At 38.4% G+C, this 13,385-nt stretch carries 12 protein-coding genes; all 12 read right to left on the bottom strand.

Annotated elements, in window-relative coordinates:
* Positions 1-35: 35 nt before the first annotated feature.
* A complete protein-coding gene (locus tag BIZ36_RS10340) occupies positions 36-353 on the bottom strand; it encodes an Hpt domain-containing protein (RefSeq protein WP_187457824.1) in 318 nt (105 codons plus the stop codon).
* 2 nt (positions 354-355) lie between these two features.
* On the bottom strand, positions 356-1,411 hold the full coding sequence (locus BIZ36_RS10345) for a sensor histidine kinase (protein WP_187457825.1): 1,056 nt from the start codon (positions 1,409-1,411) through the stop codon (positions 356-358).
* The gene (locus tag BIZ36_RS10350) at positions 1,411-2,544 is read right to left on the bottom strand and encodes an FIST signal transduction protein (protein WP_187457826.1); all 1,134 of its coding nucleotides are present in this window, start codon (positions 2,542-2,544) and stop codon (positions 1,411-1,413) included. The genes BIZ36_RS10345 and BIZ36_RS10350 overlap by 1 nt, the downstream gene beginning before the upstream one ends.
* Positions 2,541-4,196 carry a PAS domain-containing sensor histidine kinase gene (locus BIZ36_RS10355; protein WP_222937345.1) on the bottom strand — a complete coding sequence of 552 codons (1,656 nt, stop codon included), beginning with the start codon at positions 4,194-4,196 and terminating at the stop codon, positions 2,541-2,543. The genes BIZ36_RS10350 and BIZ36_RS10355 overlap by 4 nt, the downstream gene beginning before the upstream one ends.
* The gene (locus BIZ36_RS10360; RefSeq protein ID WP_187457827.1) at positions 4,156-4,698 is read right to left on the bottom strand and encodes a heme NO-binding domain-containing protein; all 543 of its coding nucleotides are present in this window, start codon (positions 4,696-4,698) and stop codon (positions 4,156-4,158) included. The genes BIZ36_RS10355 and BIZ36_RS10360 overlap by 41 nt, the downstream gene beginning before the upstream one ends.
* A gap of 105 nt (positions 4,699-4,803) precedes the next feature.
* Complete coding sequence (locus BIZ36_RS10365) at positions 4,804-5,205, bottom strand: response regulator (protein WP_187457828.1); 402 nt, start codon at positions 5,203-5,205, stop codon at positions 4,804-4,806.
* A 165-nt stretch (positions 5,206-5,370) separates the two neighbouring features.
* Positions 5,371-6,381: a Gfo/Idh/MocA family protein gene (locus BIZ36_RS10370; protein ID WP_187457829.1), complete on the bottom strand. Its 1,011-nt coding sequence runs from the start codon at positions 6,379-6,381 to the stop codon at positions 5,371-5,373.
* An 11-nt stretch (positions 6,382-6,392) separates the two neighbouring features.
* Entirely contained in the window at positions 6,393-7,205 is an 813-nt protein-coding gene (locus BIZ36_RS10375; RefSeq protein WP_187457830.1) for a glycerophosphodiester phosphodiesterase, read from the bottom strand.
* A gap of 3 nt (positions 7,206-7,208) precedes the next feature.
* Positions 7,209-8,489: a DegT/DnrJ/EryC1/StrS family aminotransferase gene (locus BIZ36_RS10380; protein ID WP_187457831.1), complete on the bottom strand. Its 1,281-nt coding sequence runs from the start codon at positions 8,487-8,489 to the stop codon at positions 7,209-7,211.
* 12 nt (positions 8,490-8,501) lie between these two features.
* Complete coding sequence (locus BIZ36_RS10385; protein WP_187457832.1) at positions 8,502-11,102, bottom strand: glycosyl hydrolase 2 galactose-binding domain-containing protein; 2,601 nt, start codon at positions 11,100-11,102, stop codon at positions 8,502-8,504.
* A gap of 1 nt (position 11,103) precedes the next feature.
* Positions 11,104-11,340, bottom strand: coding sequence for a hypothetical protein (locus BIZ36_RS10390; RefSeq protein ID WP_187457833.1), 237 nt, complete (start codon positions 11,338-11,340; stop codon positions 11,104-11,106).
* Positions 11,341-11,568: 228 nt separating this feature from the next.
* Positions 11,569-13,077 carry a sodium:solute symporter family protein gene (locus BIZ36_RS10395; RefSeq protein WP_187457834.1) on the bottom strand — a complete coding sequence of 503 codons (1,509 nt, stop codon included), beginning with the start codon at positions 13,075-13,077 and terminating at the stop codon, positions 11,569-11,571.
* Positions 13,078-13,385 lie beyond the last annotated feature (308 nt).

The following is a 13,385-nucleotide window of genomic DNA, read 5'->3' on the forward strand; positions in this document are numbered from 1 at the left end:
GAATTCCCATCTTTTTTACCAATAACTGTATGAGGTTAAATAGTTTGTATGTATTCTGTCACTAGATTTAAAGATGCTTCAAACTTTGTTTGCATATCCGTATTGCTTTTAAGCAGTTCTGCTTCGTAATCCTGTGCCAATTGATAGGATTCCTCTAGACCAAGAATATTGAACTTGTGTTTAATTTTGTGCACCAGCTGAGCCGTTTCTTGATATTCTTTATTTTGTAATGTTTTTTGGTATTCGTCTCTTTCTACGGGAAATTCTTCCTTTAATATATTGATGAATTGTTGTTCAAACTCCAAGTCATCTCCGGCCAGTTGTTTTATATAGTTTTTGTTAGGTGTTTCCATAGCTATTTCTGTTTTTTTAGGGTAAGATAAAAAGTGGTTCCTTCACCTTCCCTCGAAGTTAAGCTAATATCTCCTTCATAAAGATTGACTATTTTTTTGACCAGGGAAAGCCCAATTCCTGTAGCATTGTTTTCATTGCTCAGCTTACTGAACATATCAAATATCTTGGATTGATGATGTTCTGGGATACCTTTGCCATTATCGGTTATTTCAAAGGTGTAGTAAAATTTATTTTCTTTGGCACTTATCCTAATGATTCCTTTTTCTTGCTCTTCAGTAGCGGTAATGGCGTTGGTAATTAGATTGGTAAAGAGTTGCTCTAAAGTATATTTTTGCCCAAAGATGGTTGGTAATTCTCCCGAAAAATCTAAAGTTACGTTTTCAGGTACATAGATGGTATTTTCTATTTCCTGTAATAAATCTGAAATATTGATATTGGCTTTCTCTTCTTCTAAGGTGGAAACGGTAGCATGCTTAAGAACGCCATCAATCAACCGGTCCATCTTGACTAAATTTTGGGAAATCATTTCGCTATTGGCTTTGCTATCTTCAGAGAATTTTTCTTTCTCCTCCTCCATGATCCATGTCAACAACGTATTAATGTTTCTTATGGGAGATTTTAAATCATGGGAAACCACGTGGGCATAATTGTTTAGGGATTCATTTTGAGATTCCAATTCCTTCATCAATTTACTCTGCTCCGTACTCATTCTAGAAAGTTGTTCTGCTTGCTCACCAATTTTAGTAGCTAACTTTTCAACATCTAAAATACTGGAACGACTCCCATTTTTGATATTCAAGTTTTCATTTAAACTTTTTAATGCTTTTTCAAGGGCATCAATTATTTTTTTCTGGCGTTGTGCTTCCGCTTCTAACTCTCTGTTTGCTTCATAAAGCTCTTTTGAACTAATGGCTGTCGCCCTTTGGATCATAGCCAGCTTATCATCTTGATCTTGATAGGACCTTTGGACCGCTTCTAGAAAATCACGGAGACCTTCATGTTCCCGTAAATCTTCCGGGAGAAATTTTCTTATTTGTCTATTTAATAAGGAATGCATTATTCGCTAAGTAGGGTTAAGGTCATGGTCTGGTTATGTAGCTTACACGCGCCTTGGCTTGCAAAAGGTGCCATTTCCCCGTAGGAATAAAACCCGGTAACTGCGGCTTGTTTACCAATGACATCAATTACTTCTTCCACTTCATCTTCCGTTCTTTGATCCATGACCAATTTACGGCCAACACAACTTACCAACAAGGCCAATTCTGTTTTCTTTTCTCTTATTTCAACGGCTAATTTTGCCGCTTCCCTTGCTCCATCCGCAATATCATCCACGGTAGACATCATTAATTGTACGGAGGATCCCTCTGGGACATTTCCCGCCAAAATCATGGAATTGGATGCTTCATCTATATTCAATATGGTTCTTACCAATGGTTGTGAACCATCATGTTGGTCTACGTTCAACGGGTAAAAAAGAGCGGAGTAGGGCAAATCTTTTGCTTTGTCCCCTAAATATTGTTTGTAGAGGTCTAAAGCAGGTTTACCATCAAGCTCGAACAGTATATTTTCTTCAGATTTGGTAATGGTTCTTTTGGGCCCAAATACGGACCAGCCTCCATAATTGGCACTTGTTACTTCTAGACTTTCGCCATATAGACCTACCGCGATTATTTCCCCTTCCTTGGGAGCTGTATTATATGAAGAAAGAGTTTTTTCAAATCGCGCATCATCTCCGCAGAGGCCACCGCTAAGCCCCACATTGGCCTTCTTGGATAATTCTAGTCCAATAATTAAACTGCTTCCATTCACAGAGCTTCCTTCAGAAACCACGAAAACGTGTTTAAGATTTTTTTGAGGAAATTCTTCCATTAAAGTTTTTCCTAGTAATTCATCGTCACCATTAAAATCCGCTAAATTCTTGCTTTTTACCAAATAGCTGCTTTTTTCGAATTCTATAGCGGTAAGAACCATGGATTTTTCAAATACATTCTCTTTTAAAATCTCTCCGCTAGTGGAGCCAATTACTATATGACCATCCGGAAATAATTGAGAAATTTCTTCAAAACAGTTTTCTTCTTCCAATAAAAATCGGTCACCAAATACTAGGACCAGGGGATTTTTTAAGATGGACTTATCTGTGCTAAATTCCCAAGGATTACCTTTTGTTTTTTTTGCCTGAACTATTTTCATGACTCTATATTTTCATTGGTTAATACAGACTTTTTAAGGGTGAAATGAAACTGGGTTCCTTCCCCCACTTCACTATCTACCCAAACATCACCTTCATAACGGTCTACAATTTTCTTTACAATAGAAAGTCCAATACCTGTTGACCTTTCTTTATTTCCTATAGATTGGAAAATTTTAAAAATCTTTTCATGATATTCCTTTGGGATACCTACACCATTATCTTCTACGGTAAAATGGTAGAATTCTTTGGTGTCCTTAAAAAGAACTTGTACCAGGCCTACTTCCCTCTCAATATGTACCACGGCATTGCCTATTATATTCTGAAATAGCTGTTGCATCTTGGTCTTATCACCAACGATGGTAGGTAACGGATCGGGCACGGTTACATTTACATGATCTGGAATGAAAATAGTTTCCTTAATGGTATCTATTACCTCGTTTAAGTCCACCTCACTGGATAACAGTTGGGAACTATTGGCGGTAGAATATTCCAAAATACCTTGGATGAGTTTGTCCATGGAAGCAACTTTTTCCTGTAGCAACGAAAGTTGTTCTTGTCCAGCTTCATCAATCTTATCATGGTAATCTTCTTTTATCCATGAGGCCAAGGCACTTATACTGCGGAGCGGTGATTTTAAATCATGCGAAACGATATGCGCGTACTCTTGGAGATTTTTGTTACTGGCTTCCAGGTCAACTAAAAGTTGTTCTTTTTGTTTTTGAAGTTCTTTTTCTAATGTGATGTCCTCTATGACAACTACCTGAAATTTAATCTCGCCTTTTTGGTCTCTAACGGCGTTGATGTTTGTTTTAGCAAAAAAGGTACTTCCATCTTTTCTTATGTATTCTTTTGTCACCGAAATATTGTCCTGACCGGATTGATTGTGAGTTTCCACAAACTCATTGCACTCTTCTTCATCATAGCAGGTGGTGATATCTTTGGGAGTGACGTTAATCAGTTCATTTTCAGTATACCCTAACAATTGTGAGAAAGTGGGGTTGGCTTTTATAATCTTACCCTCAACGGTCAGGGCTATTCCTAGGGGAGAGTTATCTACAATGATATTAAGTTCCCTGCGCTGTTCATCCAACAACTCCTTAATTTCCATTTCTCGGCTAATATCTCGCATCACCCCATGAATCCCAATAGGGTTCTGTTCCGCATCATAAATGAGACTGGCGTTTATCTGTATAAATTTTTGAACCTTGTCCTTAAGTACAATTTTGGCTTGATAGTTTCTAAGGATACCAATCTTTTTCAGGGACCCAAAAGCTTCCAGAGTGTAATTAACATAGTCATAGTGAACCATGGTACCTACATTGATGGATTCTTTACGATGGTCAACGCCTAAAAACTTGATGGCAGAATCGTTCATAGTAATTACATTATAATCCAAGTCTAAGATGACATATGGATCGATGATGTCCATAAAAGAATCACTAAGGTCTGTCTGCTTTTTATTCAATAGGCCCTCTAATTTATTATTGGCTGCTTTTAAATGACGAGTCATGTCATAAAGTTCTTTGGATTTCTCCTCAAGAATCTTTTCGGCCTGTTGGCGTGCCAATTTTTGGCGCTCCAAAGCCCGTTTAAGCATTTGTACCTCTTTGCTATCCATTTTGGACGATGTCGAACTGTACTTCTGTTCCATCCTCTTTTAATAATTTGTATGATACTTGGGCAGAACTATTATAATGCTCAAAGCAGCGTTCAATTAAACCGTGTGCCAATCTATAAAGTCCCCTTGAAGATGCGTACACCATGGAAAGGGAATGGTCTGTTTTATCCAAAATTTTAAATGTGGGTAGTTCCGCTTCAGGATAGATTTTTTGCACATGAACGTGAATGTGGTCTTCAATGGCGTAAATAAGCCCTAAAGGATTATTATAACTCTGTATTACCTCAGGATGCGCTTTACCAAGACTAGCAAAAAGATAATGGCCAAAAGTATAGATCAGCGTATCTATATCAATCTTGACCTCAGAGCTGAGGTTGGTAATTAGACTTAGCATTTCATTGAATTCGTACGTGCCTATGGCGGTATAAACTCCATTGGAGGGTAAGTCGGAATTTTCAATGATGGAGTCGGCTACTTCGAGTCCAAATTTCTCTTCCACCATCTCAAGAAACTCGGTAAAGACTATTCCTTTCATTTAATTAGGTTTAAGTTGAATTTTGATTCGGTCTTTTAATTAACGATAAATGTAGGAAAAAGACTTCCGAAATAAGCAAAAATGTTGTAAAATGTAGGAAAAACGTTATGCCTTCACTAATTCACTAGCTTCCCAATAATGGACTACCTTAATGAGTTTTTCTTCGTATTCCTCATATTTTAAGGGTTTTAAGATGTATCCAGCTATGCCAATGCGGTAACATTCCAGCAAATCTGCCCTATTTTGAGATGTTGTAAGCATTATTGTAGGAAGATATTTATAATGCTCATCTGCTTTTAATATTTTCAAAAATTCAATACCGCTCATTCTTGGCATATTCAAATCGAGCAGAATGATGTCTGGTAATTGGTCTCCAGAACCCAAAACTTCGAGAGCTTCTTCTCCATTTTTGGCTTCGGTAATTTTATGTTTAACATTTAGTTTTGCCAGAGTACGTTTAAATTTCATGGTCTCAATGGCATCGTCTTCAATAAATAGAATGTTCATGATGGTAGTTTATAATTGCCCTATGCTAAATATAATGAAAAGTTAGTCCGAATATTGTGTGGCAACTTCAACTTACTGTAAATCAATGTGGAATATATGGTGCGAAATCGTTTGCAGAAGGACTGTACAATTTTAAATTTCTTACGAACCAAATGCCGATGAGATTTAATGTATAATATTTACGGCTTCACCTAGTTTAGAAGATTTATAGGCGGCATCAACAATTTTATTTACAATAATACCTTCTTTTAAACCTGGTACTGGTATTCTGTTTTTTTGGATACAGTCAATAAAATAAGCCATTTGTTTATCATAGATGCTTTGATCGCAATGTTCATTTTTTTTAGGAAAAATGGGTGTGGAAATTTCACTGGAATCTCCATTTTTTATTTTTAAAGATGTAGGAAATAGTCTAGCATAGCCCTCAGTACCAAAAATTGCTGTGCTGGCCTCGGGGCCATCCATATGCGGTTGCCACCAGCCGCTCTCAATAATGCTTTCAGTACCATTACTCCAAGTGATAACCAAAATTGCCGAGTCATCCACTTCATAATCGCCAAAATTGGTAGCGATCCTTGCATAAACCTTTACAGGTTTGGGGTCGTTTAGGAGAAAACGTACCGTGTCAATGGCATGTACGCCCATATCTGCTAAAGCACCTCCACCGGCTAATTTTTTATTGGTAAACCACCCTGTAGGACCCCAATTTTCATGTATACCATAGCCCTTGGTTTTTATGATTTTACCGAGGTCTCCTCTTTCAATGGTCGCTTTAATAAATTGAGCCTCACGATCAAACCGCCACATATGGCCAACCATTACCTTTTGCTGACACTTGCTCGCGGTGGTTTCTATTTTAAAAGCCTCTTTCTCGGAAAGGGCCAAAGGTTTTTCGATGAAAACGTCTTTTCCATGCTTTAGAAAAGCTATGGCATGAGGAGCATGTAGGGCATTTGGCGTACTTAATATTACCGCATCAATGATACTATTATTTAATAGGGGTTTAATATCATCAAAGGTGTGTGGTATTTTATATTTTGAAGCAAATCTTTGGGCACTTTTTAAAGTTCTGGCCACTACGGCGAGCGTATCTACGTTAGCTAATTTTTGAATAGCTCTAGCATGGTAGTCTGCAATATAGCCTGCCCCAATTAATGCTACTTTTATGCTTTTCATTAGAAGATTATTTAATGGTAATCTGATTCAGTTTCTAACTTTTTAAATTCACTTAACAATAATGAAAGCCTATCCGTCAAAATAAAGTCTACGCCCAAATCAATTAACTCTTTCATTTCTTCAATAGAATCGGTTCCAAAATAATTGACTTGAACATCTTTGTTTTTAAGTGAAGTAAGCTCCTTTTCAAGACTTCCTTTTTCTCTTGATTTTTTTAATTGTATAAATTTGAAATTACCCTCTATAGTTTCAGAAATATACTTGTCACGAGAGGTTGTACGATTCATATTACAGACCATCAAATTTTTGTTTACAGATTGTATACCAGCGAAGGCTTCATTTCCACAGGCGATAACCGACTGCCGTTCTTTGTTGGATTTTAAAATTTGAAGAGCCACTTTTCTTCCCAATTCCTTACCACCTTTTAAATGCACATTTAACCAAACAGTGTTGGGCATAATGTTTAAAACTTCCTCTAAAGTGGGTATTCGGGTATTTTTTAACTGAAGAGATTTCCATGAACCGGCGTCTAATTGTCGCAGTTCCTTTAAATTTTTATGAGATACTTGTCCGTTTCCATCGGTGGTGCGGTCTACGGTATCGTCATGAATAATGACCAAGGCACCATCCTTTGAAAGTTGTACATCAAATTCTATCATTTGGGCACCTAACCGAATAGCTTCTTCAAAGGCTGGTAGGGTATTTTCAGGATGGTTCTCAGTAGCACCTCTGTGAGCACAAATTCCCTTTTTAGGTAGTTTCATTTCCTGTGCTATCAAGATAAAAGGAATTAGAGTTAGTAGTATAGAAAATAAGGGTTTCATTTATTAACTCATTAATTGTTCCGCTTGCTCGTATATTTTTTTAATGGCATTTGCAATCAAAATCATATCTTCTTTGCTTCCCATCAAAACTTTATGGTGTAAACAAACAGACTCTTCATGAAAGATACGCTCACATACCGGCAATTGAAATCGGTTCGGGTCTATTTGCTCCCAATAATTTTCATTGAGCTTATGTCTGGCCGGCTTTGTATGGGGTACATACAACGAACATTGGTTGAGTGGTTCATAACATGCATCAACTACAATATTTAGTTCAGCTTCAAACGCTTTTCTAAAAATTTCGATGGGCAAACCTTTAAACTCAACTTTTAAATATCTAAAGGCGAAATTAAAATAAGCTTTTTTGGTTTCCCGAGAATCCCTTTTCAAAGGGTGGATGCCGGGTAGTTCTTTTAAAAGCTCGTTGAGATATGCTCCGTTTTCATCCCTTGTGTCATTTTGCTTTGGCAATCTTTTGAGTCCCTCCACTAAAATAGCTGCTTGAAACTCGGTAATTCTCAGATTACCCGATTGCAAGAAATTACCATCGTCGCCATAATCACCAATACCTTTATCCCCACTTTTAAAACTGCCTTCCGGCCTTCTGCCACAATTTCTTAAGGCGTCAAGTCGTTCTGCCAAATCCGGGTCATTGGTAGTAACGGCGCCACCTTCCCCAGCGGTTAAATGCTTTGATAGTTGAAAACTGAAGCTTCCTATATCACCGATACTTCCGGCTTTTTTCCCTTTCCATTCGCCTCCATGTTTGTGGGCGCAGTCTTCAATGATGTGCAAATCATGTTCTTTTGCTATAGCCATTATCGAGTCCATATCGGCAAAGGCGCCATACAAGTGAACGGGAATAACTGCTTTGGTCCTCGGGGTTATAGCTTTTTTAATGGCTTCGGGATCGATACACCAGGTGTCTTCAAGAACATCGACAATAACGGGGGTCGCATTTACATCGATGACCGTTGCCGCTGTAGCCTGCCAAGTAAGTCCGGGAATGATGACTTCGTCGCCCACACCTATTTCAAGGGCTTCCAAAGCAATCTGTAAAGTGACGGTTCCGTTTACGGTGCATACCGAATATTTGGTTCCAGTGAAAGCAGCAAAAAGTTGATTGAATTCTGTTTCTTTTGGGCCATTGTAAGACCAGACGCCACTATTCAGTACTTCAATGAGGGCTTTTTCCTCTTCCTTGCCCCAAACAGGCCATTGAGGCCAGGGGTCTTTAAATATGTCTTTGACGGATGGCCCACCCAAAAGTGCCAGTTGTTCCATATTTCAGTTTGATTAAATTGGTATTGATTTTGGTGAAATTTCGGTTCTAAATTCTTTGATATTCCATCCAGAGATTTTTAATTGGACAGTTCCATGATAATTGAAATGGACTTCTATTACTCTCTTTTCGTTCGGCAGAAGGGAGATGTAATTGTCATCCCAGAAAACAGGAAGAATATCATTTTCACTGCCATCTAATAGAAAGAGAGAAACTTGAAAGGCTATAACATTTGTAGTATTGGTCAGCTCTACTTTTAATTGCCCTTGTCTAGCGTCTATTTCGTACCCAACTTGAAGTTCAATTTTATCCAATTTTTGCAACATGGTAAAATCTGAAAACTGATTGCTTGGGGTATGGAAGGCGAATTCACCTAAATTTGCTTCGTAATCTAAAATCTCTTCTTGGGTGGATAACCAATAAAAGTTAGAGCTAATCGCATTCTTGTCTTTCTCGAACAATCTGAGATCTAAAAAATAGGTAGTCGATAAATTCTTGATGTCACCTAATTTATACAACTGAGTCGAGCTATTTGCTTCAGAAATGGTTTGGTGCTCGACACTGAAAATTAATTCTGAATGAATATTAAAAACTTTAATTTCTGCGACACAATCAGAACTTACATCAAATAGGTCATTGACCAAGTACACAGAATGACTTCCGTAATCATAGATTAACTGTTGGGGAGCGCAGGCTTTTCTAGCGGCGTAGAAAGCTGCCGTTGGCATCAGGTAATAGTCGTATAATTGCCAATACATTTTGGGCCATGCCGCGTTCAGCATCCATTGGATCACACCTGTACTTTTAGTTTTGTTCACCCTAAACGCCTCAAACATGGGGCGCATCAGCTCATAGTTTAATGCTTGGGCTTTTCTATTAAAATCGTCAATATTTTTTGTTTCGCCGTACTTGGCCAACAGGGCCTCTCTAAACCTGTCGAGGTGTGCAAATTCATAAAGTCCGCAATGGTAATTCCACACCTCGTTAATGGGCCAGAGTTTGTCCTCTGGAATAAACTTTTGAATGCTGTTCAGTTCAGGAATTTGAGCACCCGGACCCGTTTCGGTATTAAAACCATAGGCACCGCCAAAATCAGTGTCCGTATACCAGTAGACCGGTGCCGTATAATCATAAGGGCCGAGCATTTTTACACCCGAAGAGCCGCTAATTTCGCTAATGACATCTTCACTGCCAATCACATGCTGGTCACTGCCAACGCCTCCTGTAGAATTCAGGTAAGGTCGCGTATTATCGTACTGATCAAAGATCTTGATATATTGCTCTTCGAGTGCGGTAATAGGTACTTTGTCACTAGCTACCGTCCAAACAAAAATACTGGGGTGATTTCTTAACCAAGTAATTTGGTCTTGCCAAGCCTTGGCTACATGCTCGATGTGTTCAGGCTTATAAACACCTCCAAATCGTTCGTCGACAGGAACTCCCATATGAATTTCATGCTCCCAATGGCAACTCCAACCCGCCATAATCAAAATGCCGTAAGTATCGCAGAGATCGTATAATTTTTGATCTGTTCCCCAAAAACCTTCGAGTCGAACACAATTTAGGTTCATATGGCGCACATATTTAATTTGCGCTTCCAGTTTTTCAGGGGTATCCATGAGCAGCAAATCATCCGTCCAACCGGCACCCTTGATCAATAGTTTTTTACCATTGATCTTAAATCCGCGGTGTTTGCCATCAAGCCAATAATCGGCGACACTTCGTATTCCGAAGTTGGTTTTAACGGTACTATGTATAGAATTCTTAATAGAAAACTGCATGTGAAGTTCATACAAATGAGGTTCTCCCATGTCTGCAGGCCACCAAAGATTCGGGTTTTTAATGTTCAGTTGGTGGAATTCGGTTGGTTTCAGATGAATTATCGTACTGCTATGGGCCTCTAAATGTAGTTTTTTTTCGATTCTAATATCACCAAATGCTGCACTCAGGTTTCCAGCTATTGAAGTGTTTGATTTATTCTCAACTTCCACAGAAATATGAACCACGGCGGAAGAGTCTACAAAATCATTTAAATAGGTCTTAACAAATGTTTTACTGAGAAAGACGCCGCCGTGCAAAAGTAGTTTTACAGGCCTAAAAATTCCCATATTTCCGTCAGGAGGCTTTGGATTCCAGTCAACGAATCCGGTACTAAAATCTCCGGGCTCAGGAGGAATTACTTCTACAGCTAATAGGTTCTCACCTTCTTTTAAGTGTTCGCTGGCTTCTATAGTCGTAATGCGATAGGCTCCATCAATTAAATTGGAATCGGCAATTTTTGTTCCGTTTAACCAGATATTCGCTTTGTAATTAATTCCTTCAAAAACAAGTTCACCAAAAAGGGCAGCCTGCTCTTTGCTGAGTTCAAAAGTTTTGACATACCACCAGGGAACAGTAAAAATTTCTTTAGGAACAGTTTTTAAGTTTTCACCAAAATAGAGGTTCTTGAAGACCTTGTTTTTGACCAATGCCGCTAAAACAGTAGACGGAACATTAACACGCATCCAATCATTTGAGCATTCACCCTGTGACGATAATTCTTTACCGTCATACTTTATGTGTGAAGAGGATTCTAACCTCCAATTATCCGTAAGTTCCCAATTATAAAAGGCCATATTACAGCGTTTTATTCTTAGTACTTAGCTGAACCAAGTTCATTTGTGATTTCCAAAACATACCTCCGCCAATAAGGATCAATACCATGCCAGCTACCAAATCGGTCATTTGTTGCACAAAGGTTTCGGTAAAGGTTATGGCAACTAACACAATAAGGCCAAAAATTAATATAAAGACTCCAAGGGCACGATTTATCTTGGCCGTTTTAATTTTGTTCAATAGCTCTATTTCGGTCATGGTTGAAGTTTTAAAATAAGTAGTAAACGGTAGCCAAAATTCCTAAAACGGTCCATGACCAAATTTTTAGATTATGGTACCAAAATCTTTTTTCTTTTGGAATGCCTTGATAAATATATTCTGTAGGCAAAAGCAATACCAAGGCCCCAATTATTAGATAGAGACCGAAAAATATCATTTTTGCAGTTTCTTGCGATATTCCAGAAGCCCAATCAAAATTCAACATAATTATATAGAGGTATTTTCGGTGACTATTTTCGTATTAAAAACTAAGCCTTGTAAATCTTTTTCCTCATGTTTTTTGGTACAAAGGCTTACGATAACATTGATGATAAAGCCTACTAGAAACGACCACCATGAAATATAGAGAAAAGGATCTTCTATATGAAAAAAGTGTTCTTTAAAAACATTTAAGAAAACGGCAAAGGCAATTCCGATTATCAATGCCGAAAGTCCGCCCCATTGAGTAGTTCTTTTCCAGAAAATACCCAATAGGAGAATGGCGAAGAGGGGCCCTTGAAAATAGGACATAAAGGTCTGTATGGCCACATATATTCCCGGGAAATCACTGCTGATAGGTGAGGTCGCCACCCCGAATATGAGTAGAACCAAGGTGGTTATTTGTCCAACTTTTAAATAATGCTTGTCACTTGCACCTTTTTTAATAAAAGGCTCATAAATATCTTTGGTAAACAGGGTGGCAGTAGAGTTCAAAAGGGAATCGACACTCGACATAAGTCCGGCAAAAAAAGCAGCGAACATAAGACCTACCAATCCTGGAGGCAGAATACTTTTTATCATCATGGGCAATGCCTGGTCACCATCTGACAAATCTGGGTGTACCACCACGGCCATCAACCCCGGAAATAGCACCAAAATAGGAATGAACATTTTTAAGGCCGATCCAAATATCATACTAGCTTTGGCATGCCATTCATTTTTAGCTGTAAGACATCGTTGAACAATAGACTGATTACCGATCATGTAGGCATTTGCCATTACAAAGGTCAAACCGAACAGAATGCCTGTCCACGGAAATGGAGAAGTGGTGTCAGAAGGTTGAATGATATCAAAATGACTTTGGTATTCTGGTCCCATGGTAATTATTTTCTCTACCATGTTTTCCCATCCACCAACGGCGTGCAATCCTAAGAAAACGAGGGCAAATCCACCTACGAACATGATTATCATTTGAACTACATCGGTCATGATAACCGCTGTAATTCCACCGAAATAGGTATAAAGGCCAACCACTCCGGCGGTGGAAAGAATTGAGATCCAAATGGGCCAACCCATGAGCACGTTGAGCAATACGGCACTTGCCCAAAAGAGTACACCAAGATCGAGAGCAAAAAATAGTATCCAAGTAGCGGAAGCAATCGTTCTGACCGATTTGTTGTACCTGCGTCCCAAATATTCGGGAATGGTGTACATGCCACCACGCCAGAAATAGGGTATAAAAATAAAGGCGGCCAATAGCATGGCCGGTACGGAACCAACCCAATCAAAGTTACCTACTGATACACCATATCTATAAGCCTGGCCGGAAACGCCTACAAAATCGAGTGCCCCAATATCAGATACGACTATCGACATACCGATGGCCCAAAAAGGCAAGCTTTTGCCACCTAGAAAATAGTCTTCTGAGGTATTTACAAATTTCTTAAAGTAAAGTCCTAATAGCAGCATTCCTACGATATAGGCGATGACAATAAAATAGTCGATTCCGGCAAGCATAGATGGTATAGTTTGATTGCTTACAAAGTACGCTCAATAGACTTCAATTCATTTCTTATATTTTATACACTTTACGTGAAATTTTAACATAATCGATGATTTATTCTTTTAAATGTGTCGGGATAGGTTAAAATATCTTATAAGGAATTAAGTAGTCTTTAGAGCATTGGACAATTTTCTTTCCGTAGTTTATTCAAAAAGAACTCAAACCATCGATTTCGGTAAAAATGTTGGATTATTATAACTGAATTTGTGTCTTACAATTGGTGGAAATAGCCCCAAATAGTCATGTCACAAATTCATTTTCC

This window comes from Cytophaga sp. FL35, from assembly GCF_014349235.1.
GTDB lineage: Bacteria > Bacteroidota > Bacteroidia > Flavobacteriales > Flavobacteriaceae > Euzebyella.